The organism is Streptomyces sp. NPDC048370, assembly GCF_043200825.1.
In the GTDB taxonomy this organism is placed as follows: Bacteria; Actinomycetota; Actinomycetes; order Streptomycetales; family Streptomycetaceae; genus Streptomyces.
Map to the genome: position 1 here is coordinate 581,483 of NZ_JBICYI010000001.1, position 21,413 is coordinate 602,895.

The 21,413-nt window shown below is 73.3% G+C and carries 14 protein-coding genes; 11 read left to right on the plus strand and 3 right to left on the minus strand.

Going from position 1 to position 21,413, the window contains the following annotated elements; genetic code table 11:
• Positions 1 to 25: 25 nt before the first annotated feature.
• Entirely contained in the window at positions 26 to 643 is a 618-nt protein-coding gene (locus ACGFYP_RS02470; RefSeq protein WP_393485498.1) for a TetR/AcrR family transcriptional regulator, read from the minus strand.
• 146 nt (positions 644 to 789) lie between these two features.
• Here ACGFYP_RS02470 and ACGFYP_RS02475 point away from each other — a divergent pair, with 146 nt between their 5' ends.
• Positions 790 to 1,749, plus strand: coding sequence for a phosphatase PAP2 family protein (locus ACGFYP_RS02475; RefSeq protein WP_393485500.1), 960 nt, complete (start codon positions 790 to 792; stop codon positions 1,747 to 1,749).
• Positions 1,746 to 2,801, plus strand: a complete 1,056-nt coding sequence (locus ACGFYP_RS02480) for a DMT family transporter (RefSeq protein WP_393485502.1) — start codon at positions 1,746 to 1,748, stop codon at positions 2,799 to 2,801. The genes ACGFYP_RS02475 and ACGFYP_RS02480 overlap by 4 nt, the downstream gene beginning before the upstream one ends.
• Before the next feature lie 21 nt (positions 2,802 to 2,822).
• Here ACGFYP_RS02480 and ACGFYP_RS02485 read toward each other — a convergent pair whose 3' ends face one another.
• Positions 2,823 to 3,674, minus strand: a complete 852-nt coding sequence (locus tag ACGFYP_RS02485) for an MBL fold metallo-hydrolase (RefSeq protein WP_393485504.1) — start codon at positions 3,672 to 3,674, stop codon at positions 2,823 to 2,825.
• Positions 3,675 to 3,885: 211 nt separating this feature from the next.
• Between ACGFYP_RS02485 and ACGFYP_RS02490 the strand changes: the two genes are divergently transcribed.
• The 7 genes from ACGFYP_RS02490 (at position 3,886) to ACGFYP_RS02520 (ending at position 13,878) form a co-directional block, all read left to right on the plus strand.
• Positions 3,886 to 4,545, plus strand: coding sequence for a MerR family transcriptional regulator (locus ACGFYP_RS02490; protein WP_393485506.1), 660 nt, complete (start codon positions 3,886 to 3,888; stop codon positions 4,543 to 4,545).
• Positions 4,546 to 4,597: 52 nt separating this feature from the next.
• Complete coding sequence (locus ACGFYP_RS02495; RefSeq protein ID WP_393485508.1) at positions 4,598 to 5,605, plus strand: SPFH domain-containing protein; 1,008 nt, start codon at positions 4,598 to 4,600, stop codon at positions 5,603 to 5,605.
• Entirely contained in the window at positions 5,602 to 6,507 is a 906-nt protein-coding gene (locus tag ACGFYP_RS02500; RefSeq protein ID WP_393485510.1) for a hypothetical protein, read from the plus strand. The genes ACGFYP_RS02495 and ACGFYP_RS02500 overlap by 4 nt, the downstream gene beginning before the upstream one ends.
• A gap of 251 nt (positions 6,508 to 6,758) precedes the next feature.
• Positions 6,759 to 7,724 (plus strand): GNAT family N-acetyltransferase, encoded by a 966-nt coding sequence (locus tag ACGFYP_RS02505; protein WP_393485513.1) that lies wholly within the window; start codon positions 6,759 to 6,761, stop codon positions 7,722 to 7,724.
• Positions 7,725 to 7,800: 76 nt separating this feature from the next.
• Positions 7,801 to 8,565: a 2-phosphosulfolactate phosphatase gene (locus ACGFYP_RS02510; protein WP_393485515.1), complete on the plus strand. Its 765-nt coding sequence runs from the start codon at positions 7,801 to 7,803 to the stop codon at positions 8,563 to 8,565.
• A gap of 527 nt (positions 8,566 to 9,092) precedes the next feature.
• Entirely contained in the window at positions 9,093 to 10,790 is a 1,698-nt protein-coding gene (locus ACGFYP_RS02515) for a S8 family serine peptidase (protein WP_393486015.1), read from the plus strand.
• A gap of 202 nt (positions 10,791 to 10,992) precedes the next feature.
• Positions 10,993 to 13,878, plus strand: coding sequence for an AAA family ATPase (locus ACGFYP_RS02520; RefSeq protein WP_393485518.1), 2,886 nt, complete (start codon positions 10,993 to 10,995; stop codon positions 13,876 to 13,878).
• Positions 13,879 to 13,996: 118 nt separating this feature from the next.
• Here ACGFYP_RS02520 and ACGFYP_RS02525 read toward each other — a convergent pair whose 3' ends face one another.
• Positions 13,997 to 14,809, minus strand: a complete 813-nt coding sequence (locus tag ACGFYP_RS02525; RefSeq protein WP_393485520.1) for a caspase domain-containing protein — start codon at positions 14,807 to 14,809, stop codon at positions 13,997 to 13,999.
• A 107-nt stretch (positions 14,810 to 14,916) separates the two neighbouring features.
• On the opposite strand from ACGFYP_RS02525, the gene ACGFYP_RS02530 reads away from it, so the two are divergent.
• Positions 14,917 to 15,813 carry a DNA/RNA non-specific endonuclease gene (locus ACGFYP_RS02530; protein ID WP_393485522.1) on the plus strand — a complete coding sequence of 299 codons (897 nt, stop codon included), beginning with the start codon at positions 14,917 to 14,919 and terminating at the stop codon, positions 15,811 to 15,813.
• A gap of 125 nt (positions 15,814 to 15,938) precedes the next feature.
• Entirely contained in the window at positions 15,939 to 21,401 is a 5,463-nt protein-coding gene (locus ACGFYP_RS02535) for a trypsin-like peptidase domain-containing protein (RefSeq protein WP_393485524.1), read from the plus strand.
• Positions 21,402 to 21,413: the final 12 nt, after the last annotated feature.

Consider the following 21,413-nt stretch of genomic DNA (forward strand, 5'->3'; position numbering starts at 1 on the left):
CCAGGGTGCCGGAGAGTGCGCGCGCTCACATGTCGGCGACCCGGCCCGCCGGCATGAGCGCGGGCAGCAGGACGGAGTCGACGAAGACGCGCATGGTCGAGGCGTCGGCGAACCGCTCCTCGAAGAGCCGCTCGATGCGGAGCATGCCGAGGAAGCAGGGGGCGACGAAGCCGATGGCCGGGTTGTCCCCGTCGATCTCGCCGCGCTCGACGGCCCTGCGGAGGATCTCGTCGAGCGCCGCGACCTCGGGGCTGATGACGGTCTCGCGGAGCGCCGCGCGCAGGTCGGGGTACTGGACGTACGCCTGGCTGACGGCCTCCATCAGCTCCGCGTCGTGGTCGCGGCGGGTCGCGGCGAGGTGGGCGGCCTCGCGGAGGTCGCCGGCGAGGCTACCGGTGTCGATGCCGGCGAAGAACGTGCAGCGCTGCTTGGCGAGGGCGGCCGTGACGAGCTGCGGCTTGGTCCCCCACTGGCGGTAGAGGGTCGCCTTGCCGCACTTGGTACGGGCCGCGACACCCTCCATGGTCACCGAGTCGTAGCCGCCCTCCCGGAGCAGGCAGAGCACCGCCTCGTACAGCTCGGTCTCCCGCTCGGGGGTGATCTTGCTGCGGCGGGCGGCGGCGGTCGCGGCCTGCGTGGACATGGCTTCCTCCCGGACAGCTGTCTGCACATACGAGAGTAGGGGGTGCACAATCGAGACGCAAACGTATCGAGACGCTTGCGTCTCGATGAATTCGGATCTAGGCTTCCTCCGTTTGTTGCCGATTTGACTGATAAAGGGGCCGCGCCATGGCTGCCGGGACACGCGGGATACCGGGGACACGTCCCGCCGGACCGGAGCCGATCCCTGCCGGACCGGAGCCGACCGGCACCCGGAAGTCGAGTCCTGACGGCTCCGAGCCGCCCGGCACTCCGGAGCCGAGTCCTGCCAGACCGGAGCCGACCACCGCCGTGGAAGCGACCGGCACCCCGCGACCCGCGCTGCTGCGCGAGCTGCTGCTCGTCACCGCGCTCTTCCTCGTCTACAAGTTCGGGCGGCTCTTCGCGAACGGCCACGAGCTGCGGGCCTTCCAGAACGCCGACCGGATCTGGGACGTCGAGCGGGCCTTCCATCTGCCCGCCGAGGAGTCGGTCCAGGCGCTCCTGATGCACGGCGACCAGCTCGTCCGGGCCGCAAACACCTACTACGCGGCCGTGCACTTCCCGGCCACCATCGGCTTCCTCGCCTGGCTCTACTGGCGTCGGCCCGCCCACTACCTCTGGTCCCGCCGGGTTCTCGCGCTCCTCACCGCCGCCGCGCTCGCGCTGCATCTGCTGATGCCACTGGCGCCGCCCCGGATGCTCGCGGCGACGGGGCTCGTCGACACCGCGCAGGTGTACGGACCTTCGGTGTACGGCGCGACGCCGGAGACGGACTCGATGGCGAACCAGTTCGCCGCGATGCCCTCGCTCCACTTCGGCTGGGCACTGATGGTCGCGATCGGTCTGATCGCGGCGGGTCGCGCGCGGCTGCGGTGGCTGTGGCTGCTGCACCCGGCGGTGACCCTGCTGGTCATCGTCGGCACGGCCAACCACTACTGGTTCGACGCGCTCGCGGCGGCGGCCCTGCTCGGGCTCGCGCTCGCGGTCGTACGACCCCCGGGCGCGGCCCCCGACGCCCCCGACACCCCCTCAGCTTCGGGCGCCGTGCCGCGCGCCAGGGCGCCGCGTCCGGCGGAGGCGCCTCGCCCGGCGGAGGCGCTGCGATGAACGCCGTCGACGGAACCGTGCTCGCCGTACTGCTCTCCCTGGTCTCCGCCGCCGGGTACGCGCTCGCCGCGGTCGCCCAGTCCCGGCTTGCCTCGGCCTCCGACGGCGGCCGGGGCGCGCTCCGCGCGCTGCTCGCGCGGGGCCAGTGGTGGTGGGCGGTCGGCCTCAACGCGGCGGGCGCGCTCGCCCACGTGGCCGCGCTCCACTACGGCCCGCTGACGCTCGTTCAGCCGCTGGGCGCGCTCACCCTCGTGGCGGCGCTGCCCCTCGGCGCGTACTGCGCACGGCGCCGGGTGACCCGCGCGGAGTGGCGCGGTGCGCTCCTGACCCTCGCAGGACTCGTCGCCCTCATCTCGGTCACCGGCCCGGCAACCCCCGGCGACGCCCTGACGCTCCGCGAGGCCCTCGTCGTCGCGGCGGCGACGGCCTTCCTGATCGCGGCCCTGACGTCGGGCAGCCGGTACGGCGCGCTGCGACGGCGGCGAGGCGGGGGCCTCACGGGCGGGGCGACGGAGCGGCGCGGACGGGGGCTCGGCCATGCCACGGCTTCCGGGGTTGCCTCCGGGGTCGGGTCCGCGCTGACGCAGACGCTCACCGCCGCGCTCGCGCGGGAGTTGCCGGGCGGGGCGCCCGCCTGGTGGCAGACGGCTCTCGTCGCCGTGCTGATCTCCGCCTTCGCCGTGGGCGGGCTGCTGCTCTCGCAGACGGCCTACCGGGGCGGCCTCGCCGCCCCGCTCGCCGTCGTGAACCTCTCCAACCCGGCCGCCGCCGCCGTCATCGGCGTGGCGCTGCTCGGCGAGACGTTCCGCGCGGGCGTGTGGGGCTGGCTGGTCGCGGCCGCCGCCTCGCTGATCGCGGCACGCGGCGTGGTGCTCCTGACGGCCGGAGCGGGAACGACCCCGGCACCCTCGGCCCCGACCCTGTCCCCGGCCCTGCCCCTGTCCCCGGTCGCCGCCTCGGGGCAGCCGCTCCCCTCCCCCCGTACGGACGAAACCGTCCCTACCCCGGACCCGACCCCAACCCCGGCCCCCACCCCCGCAGTCGCCGGTTGACCGCTAGGACCGCAGCGCCGCTCACGTCCCCGACGGTCGCGGCTGCTCCGGCGGGACCGAGCTCTCGGCGACCGCCATCCACTGGTCCAGGTCGGCCTGCGTGAATTCCGTCCACGGCGGGATTCCGGGGAGCCGGCGGAGGAGGTCGTAGGCCTCGGGGATCTGGGCTCCGCGGAGGACCGGGCAGTGGCAGCCGGCGATGACCTCGGCGTCCAGGTGTTGGAAGTCGGTGACGACCGCCCCGAACTTCTCGGCGTCCAGCAGGGCGACCCAGGGGGAGACCAGGCTTCCGCCGAAGAGCTGGCCGTCACGGAATTCGTCCGGCGACAGCGCCGCCATGTCCGGCATGGGGGTCGGCACGTTCGTGGCGAAGGTGTCGACGGACCACAGGACGTTGGCCTTCGGGTCGAAGAGGGCGCGGGTGGTGGGGTTGTCGTACAGGGGCGGTCGCTTGGCGACCAGCGTGCGATCGCCCACGTCGATCGTGTCGCCGTCGGTCATGAAGCGGCACCGGTTGATGGGAGTCTCCCACTCCTCGGCCATGCGGCCGATGGAGAACCATGTCGTCAGCAGGGTCGCGTTCGGGCACTCCGCGAGGACCGCCAGGAGGTTGCCGGCGTGGTCGCGGTCGTCGTGGGTGAGGAAGATCCACCGTACGTCCAGGGGATCCACGACGGACCAGGCCGCCTCCAGCCACTGGGCGCGCACCGCGGGCGCCCCGGTGTCCACCAGGACCGGTTCGGTTCCCCGGATCACCATCGAGTTCATCGGGAAGTGGCCGACCGGCGGGGCCTCGAGGGCCCACGGGATGACGAACGTCTCCTCGGCGATCTTGTACGGCTGCAGAAGGTCGAAGCTCTCCACGGTTGCCATCGCCGCTCTCTCCCTAGGCCGGAGTCGCTGCAGCGTCCACTGAATCCAGTCCAGCCCCGCGCCGGACCGTCGTCAAACGCAGAGCTCATGACCCTATTGGATAGCTGAACTATCCTTAGAGGGGAGGGTAGAACTCCGTATCCGTATCCGCATCCGTGTCGAGACGAAACGAAACGATTGGAACGGTGAACCCCTTTTGCGCCTCTCCGAGTTGAGCGACCGCGGCGGCGTGTCCGTGGCCACCGTCAAGTACTACCTGCGCGAGGGGCTCCTCGCGCCCGGAACACCCGTCACCGCTCGACAGTCGGAGTACGGCGAGGAACACCTGCGCAGGCTGCGCCTGGTCCGGGCGCTCCTCACGGTCGGCGGGATGACGATCCAGCAGGCCCGGGACGTCCTGGCGGTCGCGGACGACCCCGCGTTCGGGCGCCACGAGCGCATCGGGATCGCGCAGTACATGCTCGGCCCGCAGATCACCCCGCCCGACGCCTCCGACCCGGAGCGCGCACGCTGGGACGAGGTCTTCGCCGAGATGCGCGGGCTGCTCACCGGGATGGGCTGGCGGGTGTACGACGAGGCGCCCGCGCTCGCCGCGCTGACCCGGGCGGTCCTGACGCTCCGCACGCTGGGCTACCGGGGCGGTGTCGAAGACATCCGGCGGTACGCGGAGGTGATGCACCCGATCGCCGCCGAGGAGTACGGGGTGATGGGCGAGTACCCGGTCCTGGAGGAGGCGATCGAGGCGGCCGTCGCGTACACGGTGCTGTACGAACCGATCATGCTCGCCCTGCGCCGCCTGGCGCACGAGGACGTCTCGGCCCACCTGTACCGGATCCCTCCACCCCCGGCGCCACCCAATTCGTCATCTTGACGAAAAAGAACTCCGCCCACTATCGTCAACATGACGACAAGGGGGAGTTCTCATGGCCGACATCACCCGCCGCACCGGCTGGCGCCACCTGCGGTCCGCACCGACCGCGCACATCCGCCACCACCGGCGCGGACGCCTCGTCCACGACGGCACGGGGCTCAGCTTCTGGTACCGCTCACTCTCCGCCGCGCTCTCCGAAGTGCCGGTGAACGACCGGGAGTTGGCGATGGCGTTCCACGCCCGCACCGCCGACTTCCAGGACGTGAGTGTGCAGTCCACCGTCACGTACCGGATCGGCGAGCCGGAGGCGGCGGCGACCCGGCTCGACTTCTCCATCGACCCGGACACGGGCGCCTGGCGCGGTGCGCCGCTGGAGCAGATCGCCACGCTGCTGACCGAGACGGCCCAGCAGCACGCGCTCGACGTCCTGGCCCGCACCCCGCTGGCGGCGGCGCTCGTCGACGGGGTGGCGGCGGTACGGGACCGGATCGCGGACGGGCTCGCGGCCGAGCCCCGGCTGCCGGCCACCGGGATCCAGGTGGTGGCGGTACGGGTGGTGGCGATCCGTCCGGAGCCGGAGGTCGAACGGGCGCTGCGCACCCCGGCGCGCGAGCTGATCCAGCAGGAGGCGGACCGGGCGACCTACGAGCGCCGCGCCGTGGCCGTCGAACGCGAGCGGACCATCGCGGAGAACGAGCTCGCCAGCAAGATCGAACTGGCTCGGCAGGAGGAGCGGCTCGTCGACCAGCGCGGCACCAACGCGCGGCGCGAGGCGGAGGAGAGCGCCGCCGCCGACTCCGTACGGGCGGAGGCGGAGGCAGTACGGAAGGTCCGGCTCGCGCGGGCCGAGGCCGAGGCGGCGCGCGCGGTCGGCGAGGCGCGGGCGGAGGCCCAGGCGGCGTGGCTCCGGGTGCACGGGGAGGTCGACGCGAGCACGCTCCACGCGCTCGCGGCGACCCGGGCTGCGGAGAACCTGCCCCGGATCGAGAGCGTGACGGTGTCCCCGGACGTCCTGACCGCCCTGCTGGGCAGGCTGGGCGGCGGCGGGACATCGTCGTGAGCCTGGCACCGCGCGCGGTGCTCGTGCACCGCACCACGGAGTACGAGGAGTTGCTCGCGCGGCACGGTACGCACGGGCAGGCGGCGTTCTTCCTCTCGAGCCGGGGCCGGAGCATCGAGGACGTACGGCAGCGGCACGAGCGGAACCGGCGGGGGCTCGCGGACGTGGCGGCGGCCGTGCCCCTGACATGGCGGCAGGCGCGGGTGGAGCGGGCGGATCTGGACCGGTTCCTCTTCGGGCCCGAGGACGTCGTGGTGGTCGTCGGGCAGGACGGCCTGGTGGCCAATGCCGCCAAGTACCTGTCCGGGCAGCCGGTCGTCGGCGTCGACACCGACCCGGGCCGGAACCCCGGCGTCCTCGTCCGGCACCGGGCGGCGGACGCGGGGGCGTTGCTGAGGTCGGCGGTCGGGGAGGCGGCGCGGACCGGGGTGGACGAGCTCACGATGGTGGAGGCCGTGACGGACGACGCGCAGCGGCTCCTCGCCCTCAACGAGATCCACCTCGGCCCGCCGAGCCACCAGACCGCGCGCTACACCCTCGCGGTCGAGGGCACGGAGTCGCCGGCCGAACCCCAGGCGTCCTCGGGTGTCCTGGTCGGTACGGGCACGGGCGCGACGGGCTGGCTGCGCTCCCTCTGGCACGAGCGCTCCAGCCCGCTGACGCTCCCCGGCCCGACGGCCCGTCGCCTCGCCTGGTTCGTCCGCGAGGCCTGGCCCTCGCCGACGACGGGCACGACGCGCGTGGAGGGCGTCCTGACTCCGGGCACGTCCCTCCGCCTCACGGTGGAGTCGGACCGCCTGGTCGCCTTCGGTGACGGCATGGAATCGGACACCTTGAACCTGACATGGGGCCAGACGATCCGCGTGGGCGTCGCCGACACGACGCTGAGGCTCGTGGGGTGAGTGCGGCGCCTTTGCGAGGCGCGGCCTGCCTGGGAGGCGCGGCCTGCCTGGGAGGCGAGTGGGCGGTGGATCCCGGGGCCGCCTCGCAGGGCCGTGAGTCCAGGGGCTCCTTGAGGCCCGGCCTCCCCTGGCTGTGGCCTGCGGCCGGAAACCGTCGCAGCGGGCTTCGGGCGGGGTGAGCCCTCGCTATGATCGGGGCGCTTTGACCGGTTTCTGATGCCCCCTCCTCTCCAGGCCGTCGAAGGAACCTCATGCCCCTCCCCTCCACCGGCTCCCTCCAGGTCTCCCCCGCGACGCTCCAGGACTGGTCCGTCGTGCGGCGATGGGCGGTCGCGGAGGGGTGGAACCCCGGACTGGCGGACGCGGCCGCGTTCTTCGCCCAGGACCCGGAGGGGTTCTTCCTCGGGCGGGTCGACGGGGAGCCGGTCGCGGCGATCTCGGTGGTCAACTACAGCGACCGGTACGCCTTCCTCGGCTTCTACCTCGTCCGCCCCGACCTGCGCGGCCTCGGCCACGGACTCGCCACCTGGCGCGCCGCCCTCGCCCACGCCGGCGACCGGACCGTCGGGCTCGACGGGGTGCCCGACCAGCAGGACAACTACCGCCGCTCCGGCTTCTCCTCCGTCCACCGCACGGCACGGTACGTCGGTGAGCCGAGCACCCCGGGCCCTCTCGGCGCAACCGGGTCAACCGGGTCAACCGGGTCAACCGGGTCAACCGATGCAAGCAGGGCAACGGGGCCAACCGACGCAACCACGACAACCAGCGCATCCGACCCCCATGTCGTCCCCGCCCACGACGTCGACCCCGCCGCCCTCGCCGCGTACGACAGTGCCTGCCACCACGCCGAGCGCCCCCGGTTCCTCGCTCCGTGGCTGGCCGCCCCCGGGCACCGGGCCCTGGCCCGGGTGGTCGACGGGCGCCTGACGGGGTACGGCGTGGTCCGACCGGCCGAGGACGAGGCGCGCGTGGGGCCGTTGTTCGCCGACACACCGGCCGACGCGGCCGCCCTCCTCGACGCCCTGGCGGCCGAGGCGCGGGCGTTCGGCTCGGCACGGATCGCGATCGACATGCCGGAGGCCAATCCGGCGGCGGCCCGCCTCGCGCTCGACCGGGGCCTCGAGCCGACGTTCGAGACGGCACGGATGTACACCGGCCCCGTCAGGCCGATCGCTCAGGACCGGGTCTTCGGCATCACGACCCTCGAACTCGGCTGACGACGTCCTCCGTGTTCTCCGTGGCCGCATTCCGGACATTGAGGCCGAGGGAAAGGCGTACGCGACCATGAGTGGCATGGACGCTCGTTTTCTTGGCATCGCCGAACTGACCGAGACCCCTTCCGTGGCGGTCGTGGTCGACGTCATGCGCGCATTCACCGTGGCCGCCTGGGCCTTCGCCCAAGGCGCGGAGAAGATCGTTCTCGCCGAGTCCCAGGCCGACGCACTGGCGCTCAAGGCCCGCCACCCGGGGTGGGCGGCGCTCAAGGACGGAGCGGCCGCGCCCGGGTTCGACATGGTCAACTCGCCGGGTCTGCTGCGCTCCGCCGACCTCGGCGGACGGACCGTCGTGCAGAAGACCACGGCAGGGACGGTCGGCGCCCTTGCGGTCAAGGACGCACCGCTGGTGCTGTGCGCAAGCTTCGTGGTGGCGGATGCGACGGCTCGGCTCCTGCGGGCACGCGGGAGCGACAGCGTCACGTTCGTGGTCACCGGCGAGGACGGGCAGGCCGAGGAAGACCTCGCGTGCGCTCAGTACATCGCCCGGAAAACCGTCGAAGCCGGGGCAAATGCCGCCGAGTTCCTCCGCCGCGCCGCCGACTCGCGTGCCGCCGCCGAGCTGACTTCGGGTGTGCGTCGAGGCTCCCACCCTGACGACGTCGCGCTCTGTCTTGAGCTCGACCGCTTCCCCTTCGCCATGGTGGCGACCTCGGAAGACGCGCTGATGGTCCTGCGTCCGTGCGCCGTACCGCCTTCGCCGACCGACGGCGCCGGCCCCGACCTCGACGCCGCCGCCGACCCCGACCCTGGCCTCGACGCCGCAGCCGACGCCTCGATCTGAACGCCCCACCGCCATCGGGCGGCCTGCCGCCCCGCCCCCTTCCCCGCCGACACCCTCCCCACTCTCCCCCCGCCCCCTCGCGCGCACTCCCCTGCCCTCCCCCACCCCCCTCGGGGGGCGACAAGGGTTTTCCCCGTATCGGGTTCATCTCGTCGTTCCCTACTGTCTGCCGCACCGGCAGATCCCACCCTCCGGTCCACCCGACTGTCAGGTCCATGTGGAGCGGTGGGTAGTGTCCGCCGGTGGCGGCCTTGACCCGGGCCGTCGCGTCGCCGGTGGCGGCGCACGGGCCCCCCAGCCCAGGGACCGACGGAAGGCAACCCCACTTCGCCCCGTGGCTCCCGCGCCGCCGCCACTGCTCCGCACCTACGTCGTGCTTGAAAGGGAACACCTTGAACAGTTCCAGGCGGAGAGTCATATCCGTCGTGGTCGCGAGTGCCGCGATCGTCGGCGCCGCTGCCACATCCGGGGCGTTCGCCGCCGCCCCGGCCGCTGTCACTCCGAAGCCGGCTCCGGCCGCACAGGCGATGACCGCGCTGCCCAGCGCTCCGGTCGAGAAGGTCATCGTCACCTACAAGTCCAAGACCGCCGAGGCCGGCTCCAACGACGCGGCCAAGAGCGACGCGGTCGCCAAGGGCGCCGCGACCGGCGAGAAGCTCGCCTTCGAGCGCCGCCTCGCCGGCGGTGCCGCCCTTGTCGACCTGGGCGGCAGCGCCAGCAAGCAGGACGTCAACGAGGTCATGGCCGCGTTCCGCGCCGACCCTCAGGTCGCCTCGGTCGAGCCCGACATCCGCGCCTACGCGATGGCGGTCACCCCGAACGACACCGACTACGCCAAGCAGTGGGACCTCTTCGAGGCCACCGGCGGCATGAACGTCCCGACCGCCTGGGACAAGACGACCGGCTCCGGCGTCACCGTGGCCGTGATCGACACCGGCTACGCGGCCCACACGGACCTGGCGACCAACGTCGTCAACGGTTACGACTTCATCTCCGACTCCGCGGACGCCCGCGACGGCAACGGCCGTGACGCGAACGCCAAGGACGAGGGCGACTGGAACGCCACCGCCAACGAGTGCGGCCTCGGCTCCACGGCCTCCAACTCCTCCTGGCACGGCACCCACGTGGCGGGCACCATCGGTGCGGTCACCAACAACACCAAGGGCATCGCGGGCATCGCGTACAACGCGAAGATCCAGCCCGTGCGTGTGCTCGGCAAGTGCGGCGGCTCCTCCGCCGACATCGCCGACGCCATCACCTGGGCGTCCGGCGGCTCCGTGCCGGGCATCGCCGCCAACGCGACCCCGGCGAAGGTCATCAACCTGAGCCTGGGCGGCGCGAGCTCCACCTGCCCGAGCGTCTACCAGACCGCGATCAACGGCGCCGTCTCGCGCGGTACCACCGTCGTCGTCGCCGCGGGCAACAGCAACGCCAACACCTCCGGCTTCACCCCCGCGAACTGCGCGAACGTCATCACCGTGGCGTCGACCAGCCGCGAGGGCAACCGTTCGTTCTACTCGAACTTCGGCTCCATCGTGGACGTGGCCGCACCGGGCGGCGAGACCCGCCGCGGTACCGACACGCCGGGCACCGTCACCACCCCGCAGAACGGCATCCTCTCCACGCTGAACTCCGGCGCGACGACCCAGTCGACCGAGAACTACGCGCCCTACCAGGGCACCTCGATGGCCGCGCCGCACATCGCCGGCCTGGCCGCGCTGCTCAAGTCGGCGAAGACGAGCCTCACCCCGGCCGAGATCGAGTCCGCGATCAAGGCCAACGCCCGCCCGCTGCCCGGCACCTGCACCGGCGGCTGCGGAACCGGCATCGCCGACGCCACGAAGACCGTGAACGCCGTCACCACCACGACGCCGCCCACGGGCACCGTCTTCACGAACGCGACCGACGTCACGATCGCCGACAACACCACCGTGTCGTCGACGATCTCCGTCACCGGCCGCACCGGCAACGCCCCCGCCGCCCTCAAGGTCGGCGTGGACATCAAGCACACCTGGCGCGGGGACCTGGTCATCGACCTGATCGCCCCCGACGGCACGGTGCGCAACCTGAAGGCCTCCTCCGGCTCGGACAGCGCCGACGACGTCGTGACGACGTACACGGTCGACGCGTCGAGCGAGGTCGCCAACGGCGCCTGGAAGCTTCAGGTCCGCGATGTGGCCACGGGTGACACCGGCTACATCAACTCGTGGAACCTGACCTTCTAGGCCCACCTGAACCACCCCCCACAACAGCATCATTGCTGGTCAGCGACGCGCTCGTGGTCTACACCACGGGCGCGTCCTGGCGTGGGGACCGGGGCGCCCTGTCCGTATGCCGGACAACGGGCCTGGACTGCGCCGGTACGCTCCGTATTCTCTGCCCCACGGGGCTCACGGGCCGGGCCCGAGTGCCGGAGGGGGTGGACAGGTGACGACAGCGCCGCACGTCCCGCTGCGCCCCACGGGCGTGGGCGGAGATCCGTCGCCGGTGGGCCGGGACGAACTGCTCTCCCGACTCGAACGCGTACTCAACTCGCGGGGCCGGGCATTCCTCACGGGCACCGCGGGCGTCGGCAAGACCGAGGTCGCCCTCGCGGAGGCGACGCGGACCGAGGCCCGCGGCGAGACGGTCCTCTGGCTGGCCACCCTGCCGGCCGACCGCGAGATACCGGGCGCGGCGGCCGCCGCCCTGGTCGCTTCGGCGGCGGCGACGGTGACCTGGCCGGGGCTCCCCGACCCCACGGGACCGGCCGAGACGAAGGCCAGGGCCGGGGAGCCACGGGTGCCCGCGCCGCGCACCGACCTGGCGTCCGGGGTGTTCGACGGGCTGCCGGGGCCCCAGCGGACCGCCGTCGCGATGCTCTGCCGGGAGGCGCCGCTGCACGACGGCGGCTGGGACCCGATCGCCCTGCGCCTCGGCATCGCACAGATCCTGCGGGCCCTCACCGCCCGGGGCCCCGCCCTGCTCGTCGTCGACGGCGTGCAGCACATCGACGCCGACAGCGCCGACCTGCTGCGCTTCGCCCTCCACCTGGCCCCGCCCGCGCTGCGCGTCATCGCGGTGGAGACCCCCGAGGCGTACGGCTCCGAGGACGGCCACGACACCCGGCTCTGGGTGCCCTCGGAGGCCGACATCCTGCTCGTGCCGCCGCTGCACGCGGACGAGATCGCCGAACTCCTCATCCACCACCGGCTGCCGTCCCGGATGGCGGGCCGCATCCACAAGGCGAGCGGCGGCAACCCGCGTCTCGCGCTCGCCGTGGGCCGCTCGCTGGCCGACGCACGCACCCCCGTCCACCACGCCGAGGCCCTGACCCTGTCCGGCCGGGCCCGCGATCTGGCGCGGCAGCTGCTCGGCACCGCGCCGCCCGCCGTACGGGAGACGCTGCTGCTCGCCGCGCTCGCGCTGCGCCCCACGGCGGCGTTGATACGGCGGGCCGGGCGGCCCAACGCGGAGGCGGACCTCGCCGCCGCCGAGCGGGCCGACCTGGTGTCCCTCGCCGAGGACGGCACGGTCGCCTTCACCGCCGGGCTGCTCCCCTCCACCCTGGTGCACGACGCCTGCTGGGCGGAGCGCAGCGCCGGGCACGCGGCGCTCGCCGGGGTCGTGGACGACTCGGTCGAGGCGGTACGGCACCGGGCCCTCGCCACCGACATCCCCGACGAGGCGCTGGCCGCCGAGGTCGCCTCGGCCGCCGATCTCGCGCGGCGGCGGGGCAACAGCGCGCTCGCCGCCGAACTGGCCCTGCTCGCCGCCGAGTCGACGCCCGTCCGGCACGCGGCGCAGCGGATCACCCGGCTCGTGGACGCGGCCGAGGAGGCCGCCCGGGCCGCGCGGGCGGACCTCGCGATGCGGGCCGCGACCGACCTGCTGGCCCGTGACGCGTCCCCGTCCGACCGGGTACGGGCCCGGCTCGCCGTCCTGGACACGGCGGGTCAGGGGCTGACTGGCCTGGACGAGATGTACGTGCACGCGATGGAGGACTCCGAGGGCGACACCGCGCTGCGGGCCGGGGTGCTCCTCCGACTGGCCGTCAAGTACGTGCTGGCGGACGGGGATCCGCTGCGCTCGCGGGCCGCCGCCGTCGAATCGGCCGCGCTGGCCGCCTCGGTGGGCGATCCGCGGACGGCGGCGCAGGCCCTGACCGTACAGGCGCGGATGGACCGGGCGCTCGGGGCGTCGGACGCGGAGTCGGTCCTGGCGCAGGCCCGGGGCCTGGAGATGGCCGAGCGTCCGCTCGGGATCCGTAACGCCGCCCAGATCCTGACGATCCGTCACGCGCTCTTCGACGACCGGCTCGTCGACGCCCGCGACCAGGTGAACGCCTTGCTGCCGCTGGTGCAGCGGCGCGGTTCGGTGGAGGACACCATCGAGCTGTTCTCCACGCTCGCCGCGATCGAGTCGCGGATCGGGGCCTGCCCGGCGGCGCTGGTGCACGCGGGCCAGTCGCTCGCGCTGACCCTGGAGGCGGGTCTCTCGCCCGGGCCCGCCTGGTACACGCTGGCGCTCGCGGAGACGGCGGGCGGCAGCTTCGCACGGGCCGCGAGCTACGCCCGGCGGAGCGTCCAGGCCTCGGAGGAGGAGGGCGACCGGGTCTTCCTCTCCCGCAGCCTCTACGCCCTCGGGCGGGTCCAGCTGGCCAACGGGGACGTCGCCTCGGCCCTGGAGACTTTGCGCCGGGTGCAGACGAACGAGCGGGCGCAGTCGACGGTCGATCCGTCGATGCTGCGCTGGCACGAGGAGCTGGCCGAGGCGCTGCTCGCCAACGACGCCGCGCAGGAGGCGGTGGAGCTGCTGGCCGAGGTGCGTCCGGTCGCGGAGGGCCTGGGCCGTACGACCGTGCTCCTGGGCTGCGACCGGGCGTACGCCCTGTACCTCGCCGGGTGCGGGCGGACGGACGAGGCGGCGGAGCTGCTCACCGGTACGGCCGAGCGGTTCGCGGAGGCGGGGCTGCCGCTGGAGCACGGGCGGGCGCTCTTCGCGCTGGCCCGGGTGGAGCGCAGGCGCAGGCGCCGCTCGGCGGCGCAGAGCGCGCTGCAGGCCGCGGCCACGGTCTTCGAGCGGGCGGGGGCGGCTCCTTGGCTGGCGCTGACGCGCGAGACCCCGGCCGGGGAGGACGCCCTGCCGGCGCTCTCCTCCCTGACCGACGCCGAGCTGCGGCTCGCCCACCTGGTCGGGCAGGGTGCCAGCAACCAGGAGGCGGCGGCCAAGCTGTATCTGAGCGTGAAGACGGTCGAGGCGCGCCTCACCCGGATCTACCAGAAGCTGGACGTCCGCTCGCGGGCCCAGCTGGCGACGGCGCTGCGCGGCTGAGTGGCCGCGCTCGGTCGAGTCGCCGCGCTCGGCTGAGTCGCCGCGCTCGGTCGAGTCGCCGGGCACCGCTGAGTGGTTCGGTGGTGCCTCGCGCGGTCGGACGTGGTGCCTCGCACGGTCAGACCGTGAAGGGCCGCTCACGCAGGAAGGTGGGGGCCGGGGTTCCCGTCGTGTAGAGGTTGGGGCTCTGGGTGGTGGGCAGCCGGCTCTGGATGGCACGGTGGAAGGAGCGGTACCCGCCGCGGAACGCGCCCTGGTTCCAGACCTCGAGGAGGGCCGCGGTGAAGGCTCCGTTGACGTCGCCGTCCATGGAGAACTGGTTGTCCTGGCAGCCCGAGATCAGGAGGGCCGCCGCTTCGGTGGCCTCCCCGTTCGGGGAGTCCTTCGCCAGGGAGCGCTGCAGGTCCTCGAAGAAGCTCTGGTCCCGCGCGTAGATCTCCTGCTGCCGGAAGAGGGGCATCATGCGGATGCCGGTCTCCGGCCGGACCTCGCCCGGCACCTCGATGGCGGTGCCGCTGTGGCAGCAGTCGAGGAGGACGACGATCCGGACGCCGTCGGCGAAGGCCCGCAGCTCCCGGTTCACCTCGTCGTCGAGGAACTGGCGGTCGTAGAGCACGAGCGTCTCGTCGAGGTCGTCCGCCTCATCGTCGTCGCCCGTGGTGTCCGGTACCTGACCCCCGTGGCCCGAGTAGGTGAAGAGCAGGATGTCGCCGGGGCCGAGTCTCCCTGCGGCCTCGCGGAGCGCGGCGGTGACCTGGTCGACGGTCCCGTCGGGGGTGAGCAGGACGGTGTCGGAGAAGCCCGCGGCGCGGGCCAGGGCGGCCATGTCCCGGGCATCGTTCTCGCAGGCCAGGAGGGCGCCGTCCCAGCCCTCGTATTGGCCGGGGTCGACCTTGTTCAGTCCGACGTGGACGGAGAGTCCGGCGGGCATGGGGTGCCTCCTTGAACTGTGTGGGGAGGGGAGCACCGGGGGCGGCTGTTCGAGTGGCCTGTGGCCCGGTGCCGAGCGCGACCCTTCATGCGCGGTACTTACATCGTATGGAACCGACCGATCCCTCGCCTTCTCCGCCGCATCCGCGCCCGGGCGGGCCGCGCAACGACTCGCTCGCCGACCGCACCGGCTACGCCGAGGACTTCCTGGGCCCGATCGTGCCGCTGCCCCTGCCCGTGCGCGCCGCGACGGAGACGGTGATCCTGCCGTACACCCATTTCACGGTGGTCTTCCGCCCCGACCGGCGGCTCGCCGCCTCGACCGCCGTCTGCATCGAGGGCGCACAGCTCGTCGAGGACGTACCCCGGGACGACGTCTGGGAGTTCGACCCGCGGCTGCCCGATGAGCAGCAGACGGGCAACGACGTCTACCGGAACAACAGTCTGGACCGGGGCCATCTGGTGCGCCGGCTCGATCCGGTGTGGGGCACGGCATCGGTCGCCGGCCGGGCCAACACCGACACCTTCCACTACACGAACGCGGCGCCGCAGTCGGACGTGTTCAACCAGGGCAAGCAGCTCTGGCAGGGCCTGGAGAACCATCTCCTGGACCACGCGGCCGAGTTCGACCGGCGCCTGACGGTGCTCACGGGCCCGGTGCTGCACGAGTCCGACCCGCCCTACCGGGGTATCCAGGTGCCGCTGCGCTTCTGGAAGGTGGCCGCGTTCATGCAGGACGGGGCGCTGGCCTCGACCGCGTACATCCTCGACCAGAGCCCCGATCTGAGCCGTGACGCGGAGCGGGCGCTCGCCGGGGCGAAGCCGGGGGCGCCGCCGCCGCTCGGGCCGTTCCGGACGTTCCAGGTGCCGGTCTCGGACGTCGCGGAGCTCACCGAGCTGGAGTTCGGACCGCTGCCGGACGTCGATCTGATGCCGCCGTTCCGGGCGCCGGAGGATCGCTGGCGGCGCCTGGAGTCCTTCGACGACATCGTCCTGCAGAACTGACCGGGAGCGGGCCGGGCGGCGGCGAGTGTGTGCGCCGCCGGCCCGGCCGTCGCCCGTTTGCCACCTCCCCCGCCCGGTGAAACGATGTGAGTCAGGGAAAGCCGGGACCGCCGGGCAGGTGCGGTATGCCGCTCACCGATACGGAGTGGGGACTCGTCACCAATTGGGTGCGTGAGTACCTCCTCGACACCCCGGATCCCTCCACCCGGCTGCGGGGCGCCGGGCTCTCACCGGAATTCGTCGCGGGTCTCGAGCTCACCCCGGACCGCGACGCGAACGCGCGCCTGGTGGTGGGTGCGGCGCGCAGGGACATCGCCCATCAGCGCGCGCTGGTCTCCATCCTGACCGGGCTCGACGCGCTCACTGCGGCCGGGAACGCCGAGGCGCGGAGCCTCCTGAGTCGGCTGCGGGAGGACGAGGAGCTGCTGCGCTCGGCGCGCGACCCGTTCGACACGCTGGTGCTCTCGAACGGGACCGAGGTGTTCATCGACCGGGCCGAGCTGCGCCAGAAGCTCCGGGGATTCGTCGCCGACCCGGAGCAGACGGTGCTCGTGGTGGACGGCGTGCCGGACAGCGGGCGCTCGTACTCGTACCGTCTGATCCGCCATCTCGGGCAGCACTGCGGCTTCCGTCCGGTACGGATCACCCTCTCGCGGACCACGACGGCGGCCCGTCTCCTGGAGCGGCTCACCGACTACGTCGCGGGACCCGGGGCGGACCGGTCGCCGTTGAATCCCACACAGTTGAACGATCCACTGCCCTCGATCGACGACGCCGTGCACCGGATCGTCAGCTGGGCGACGGCCGCCGAGGAGCGCTTCTGGCTGGTGCTCGACGAGTGCGACAAGCTCGACCCGACCTCGGACGTCTGGGACTGCGTCGGCAAGCTCGCCCTCGCCGTGTACGAGCACACGCCGGTGCGGCAGGACGCCGTACCCCGGCTCGTACTGCTCGGCTACTCCCCCACGATGCGTCAACTCCCGTACGACATACGGAAGAACGAGTGCCGCGACACGGCGCGGGTGGTCACCGAGGACGATCTGCACGGGTTCTTCCGGGAGTTCTTCACCGAGGAGCGGCCCACGCAGGACCCCACGACACTCGCGCGCCTGGTGGAGGTGGCGGTCACCGGGGTGCTGCGCGCGGTCGACACAGCCGATTCCACGGACAGTTACATGCGCCGGATCTGCACGGCGGCGGAGGAGGCGGTACGCCTCTCCCGCACCCTCGCCCCCGGCGACGACGCCCCCGAGCAGCTCCAGCAGGCGATGCAGAGCACGGCCGACCAGCCGCCGCCGACCGCACCCACGCTGCCGGAGCTGCGCAGGGCCTACCGGGAGGCGGCCTGCCTCCTGGACGAGTTCGACCCCGCCCGGCTGCTGCTGCCCGGCGAGAGCGCCCCGACCGGGCGCGCCGCGCTGGCCCTGGTCGACGACTGCACCGCGCTGGCCGCGCAGACCTGGGCCCTGAAGCGGGAGGTGCGGGAGGAGACGCTGAGCGCGTTCGCGGGACCGGAGGCCGCCCGGCGCGCCCTGGAGGCGACGCTCGGCATCGTTCCCGGCGGTCCGGGTGATCCGGGAGTTCCGGGAGTTCCGGGAGTTCCGGGCGGGCCAGGTGATCCTGGCCGTCCCGCCGAGTCCGTCGAGCCCGCCGCGCCCCGCACGGATGACGTCGCCGGGGCCGCGGGGGCCGAGCCCTGCGACGGCCCCGGCTGTCCGGGCCACGTCGGAGCCGGCACCGAACGCGCCGCGCTCGCGCTGCTGTCCGGCGCGCCTGCCGACCTCGGCACGCTGGGCGTCGAGGAGCTCTGCGACACCCTGCGGGCCGTCCTTCGGCTGCGCCTCATCCCCGGCACGGTCGGCCTGCTGCCGGAGGTCGACGACGTTCAACACCGCCTGGAGCGGGCACGGTTGCTCGAACCCCTGGAGCGGCTGATCGAGGGCCCGGTCCACGGGCGGCAGCGCGAACTCGACGCCCTGCGCGCGTACATCGCGCTGCCCTCCGAACCCGCCGAGCCGCCCGTCCTCATCCACGGCGTGGGCGGCATCGGCAAGAGCACCCTGATCGCCACCTTCCTCGTCGAGAGCCTCCGCGAATCGCCCGCCGGATTCCCCTTCGCGTTCATCGACTTCGAGCGCCCGACGCTCTCGATCCACGAGCCTTCCACCGTGCTCGCCGAGATCGCCCGCCAGCTCGGGGTCCAGTACCCGGCCCACCGTGCCGCGTTCGACGCACTCGCCGACGAGTGCGAGGAGACCGCGGCCTCCCAGCGGGGCGAACGGAACCAGCTCGACGAGCTGTACCAGCTGTCCGCCACCCGCGCGACCCTCGGCCGCGACTACTCGGCGGGATTCCACTCCCGGGCCAGCGCCCGTGAGCAGGAACTCTCCCGACAGGTGGCCGAGTTGGTCGCGGAGGCGGTCGACACACCGGCGGGCGAGGACGACCCGCCGCTGGTGATCGCCTACGACTCCTTCGAGGAGGCCCAGTACCGGGGCTCCCCGGTCATCGCCCGGATGTGGTCCATCTGGACGGCGCTGCGCGCCGCGTACCCCCGGCTGCGGTTCCTCGTCTCCGGACGCGCCCCCATCGACCACCCGGCCAAGGTGCTCGCGCCGCGCACCATGGAGCTGGCCGAGCTGGACCAGCAGGCCTCCCTCGACCTGCTGATGTCCTGCGGGGTCGAGGACGAGACCGTCGCCCGGGACCTGGTCGACCGGATCGGCGGCCATCCGCTCAGCCTGAAACTCGCGGCACGGACCACCGTCCTGCTGGGCGCCGGCTCCGAGTCGCTCGGCGACCTGCTGACCAGCCTGCCCTCGCGACGCCGGTACTTCCACCACCAGGTCGACCAGATGCTCATCCAGGGCACGCTGTACGACCGCATCCTCAAGCACATCGCGGACGACGCCGTCCGTGCCCTCGTCCAGGCGGGTCTGGCGCTTCGGGTGATCACCCCGGAGCTGGTCCGGGACGTCCTCGCCGAAGCGGCCGGTCTGGAGATCGACTCGGCGCAGGAGGCCCGTACGCTCTTCGGCCGGCTGGTCTCGCGCCTCGACCTGATGGAGTCGGCGGGGCCGCAGGCCGTACGGCACCGGGCGGATCTGCGCTCGATCATGCTGCGGCTCTCCGACAGCGCGCGAACGGACCTGATGAGTGCCGTCGACCATCGCGCGATCGAGTTCTACGCCGCCCGCGAGGGCCCCGCCGCGCGGGCCGAGGAGATCTACCACCGGCTGAGGCTCGGCCAGAACCCCCGTGCGGTGGAACGGCGTTGGGAGTCCGGCGTGGCCCCGTACCTGGTCGGCGCGGACCGCGACATGCCGCCCCGCTCGGCCGCCTTCCTGCTGGGGAAGCTCGGCGGACACGTACCGGACCGGATCATGGCCGAGGCCGACCAGGAGGACTGGGAGCGGATCGCCGCGCGCGAGGTCGAGGACCTGCTCACCCAGGGGTACGTGGAGGCGGCCGTGGACCGGCTGGCCGAGCGCCGGCCCTGGACTCCGTGCAGCAGGCTGCACGGGCTGCTCGTGGAGACCCTGGCGCGTTCCGGGCGGGTCGCGGAGGCGCGGGAGACCGCCGAGCGGGCCGTGGACCTGGCGGAGGAGGCGGGGTGCGCGAAGAACCGGCTCGAGCTGCTCCAGATCTCCGCGCGGCTCGCCCAGGACGAGGGCGACTTCACGGACGCCGACCACGACCTCCAGGAGGCGGAGGACGTGGCGGCCGGGCTCGGCCTCGCGCACGAGTCCATGGGCGTCCTGGTGGCCCGCTCGCGCCTTGCGGCGCTCTCGGACGAGGGCTCGGACGAGATGGACGTACGCCTCGCCCGTACGCTGCGGGACATGCCGGACGAGGAGCTGGCCCGGCAGCCCGCCCTGGCGCGGGCCGCGGCCGCCACGGCCTCCCGGGTCGATCCCCAGCTCCTGGAGCACACCCTGCGGCTCGTGGGGCTGCCGGCCGACGACGAGGCGGTGGTCGACGCCCTCGCCCGCTGGATCGACACGGCGATGTCCGACGAACCGCAGCTGCGCGAACCACTGACCCGGATCCTCGAGACGGCGGCCGGGACGCCCTCGACGACGTCTCCCGCCTCGGGCATGGCGCCGATTCCGGGGACGACTCCCGCCCCGGGAACGCCGACGGCGACGCGGACGTCGACGGGCAGCCACGCGATCCCGCACACGGCCGCCCGGATGACGCGCGCAGAGGTGGAGCACGCGCTGCGCCAGGCGCGCGGGCGCGGGACCCTGGACAGCGTCGCCTGGCAGACGCTCATGCTCCGCGACCGCAGCGGTGACCTGGTCGAAGGGGTCGCCGCCGCCATGGACGCGGGCACCCCGGCGCGCGGCCCCGCCACGGAGCCCGCCACCGGCGGGGACGGCCGGGGCATCTGGTCGCAGCCCCCGCCCGACTCGGCCGAGGGCTCGGTCCGTGGAGTGCCGTACCTCACCGCCGAGGATCTCGTACGGGTCCGCAACGCGGCGCTCGACGCCGGGCTCGCCGAGGACGGGGTGCGGCGGCTGCTGTTCGCGGGCACGACCGCGCACTTCCGGGCCAGCCTGCCGGCGATGGACAGTCCGCTGCGCCAGATGCACTCCGACCTGGACATGATGAACCAGGTGGAGCGGTTGATCGACGGGACGGTTCCGCTGGAGGTCTGGCTGCACAACGCGATCGCCCAGACCGTCGACGCGGCTCCGCTCGCGGTGCTCCAGCGCGCCCTGGACGACGTCGCCCGGGACGCCGCCGGGGAGCCGGACATGCCCGCGGGGCCGCTGCCCGCCGAGACCAAGGAGGAGATCATCTTCCGGGACGACACGGTGCCGTTCGAGTTCCTGCAGGGCGGCGTCCTCGCCGGAGCGTCGGTGGCCCGGCTGAAGGTCCCGCCCTTCGAGTCGGGCCGACCGCTCCAGCCCGCCTACCCGCACGCGGGCACAGGATGGCTCATCGCACCCGAGCTGCTGATCACCAACCACCATGTGGTGAACGCCCGTACGCGCTCGCCCGGGGTACGGCTCCGGGTCGCCGACGACGACCTCCAGCTCCAGGTGCGCAACTCCCGCTCGCGGTTCGACTACGGCGCCGACGAGGCGGAGACCCTGGAGGCCACGGCGGGCGCCCTCGTCGCCTGGGACGAGGCGCTCGACTTCGCGCTGATGCGGCTCTCGGCAGGGCTGCCGCCCCGCCCGGTGCTCCGCGTGGCGACCGCCCCGCTGCTCCTGACGGGGTCCGAGCCGGTGGCGGTGAACATCATCCAGCACCCCGGCGGGCAGCCCAAGCGGGTGGCGCTGCGCAACAACCTGGTCTTCGAGGCGGACGAGCAGGACCTGCGGTACTTCACCGACACCCGCAGCGGCTCGTCCGGTTCGCCGGTCTTCACGGACGACTGGACGGTGGTGGCGCTCCATCGCGGCACCCGCCGGGTCGAGGAGGTGCACTACCAGGGCAGGACGACGGCGTTCGTGAACGTCGGCACCCAGATGAGCCGGATCCTGGCCCATCTGCGGGAGTCGGCACCGGAGTTGTACGAGGAGATCACCGGCGCGCAGGCCGCGCCCGGACCCGAGACCCACATGTGGGCCGCGTGAGCGCCGAGGTGG

Excerpts from the sequence above, each read along its gene's own strand:
- ACGFYP_RS02535 (WP_393485524.1), top strand. The coding sequence starts at position 15,939 with ATGCCGCTCACCGATACGGAGTGGGGACTCGTCACCAATTGGGTGCGT.
- ACGFYP_RS02530 (WP_393485522.1), top strand. The coding sequence starts at position 14,917 with ATGGAACCGACCGATCCCTCGCCTTCTCCGCCGCATCCGCGCCCGGGC.
- ACGFYP_RS02485 (WP_393485504.1), bottom strand. The coding sequence starts at position 3,674 with ATGGCAACCGTGGAGAGCTTCGACCTTCTGCAGCCGTACAAGATCGCC.
- ACGFYP_RS02510 (WP_393485515.1), top strand. The coding sequence starts at position 7,801 with ATGGACGCTCGTTTTCTTGGCATCGCCGAACTGACCGAGACCCCTTCC.
- ACGFYP_RS02475 (WP_393485500.1), top strand. The coding sequence starts at position 790 with ATGGCTGCCGGGACACGCGGGATACCGGGGACACGTCCCGCCGGACCG.
- ACGFYP_RS02515 (WP_393486015.1), top strand. The coding sequence starts at position 9,093 with ATGACCGCGCTGCCCAGCGCTCCGGTCGAGAAGGTCATCGTCACCTAC.
- ACGFYP_RS02505 (WP_393485513.1), top strand. The coding sequence starts at position 6,759 with ATGCCCCTCCCCTCCACCGGCTCCCTCCAGGTCTCCCCCGCGACGCTC.
- ACGFYP_RS02480 (WP_393485502.1), top strand. The coding sequence starts at position 1,746 with ATGAACGCCGTCGACGGAACCGTGCTCGCCGTACTGCTCTCCCTGGTC.
- ACGFYP_RS02495 (WP_393485508.1), top strand. The coding sequence starts at position 4,598 with ATGGCCGACATCACCCGCCGCACCGGCTGGCGCCACCTGCGGTCCGCA.
- ACGFYP_RS02470 (WP_393485498.1), bottom strand. The coding sequence starts at position 643 with ATGTCCACGCAGGCCGCGACCGCCGCCGCCCGCCGCAGCAAGATCACC.
- ACGFYP_RS02525 (WP_393485520.1), bottom strand. The coding sequence starts at position 14,809 with ATGCCCGCCGGACTCTCCGTCCACGTCGGACTGAACAAGGTCGACCCC.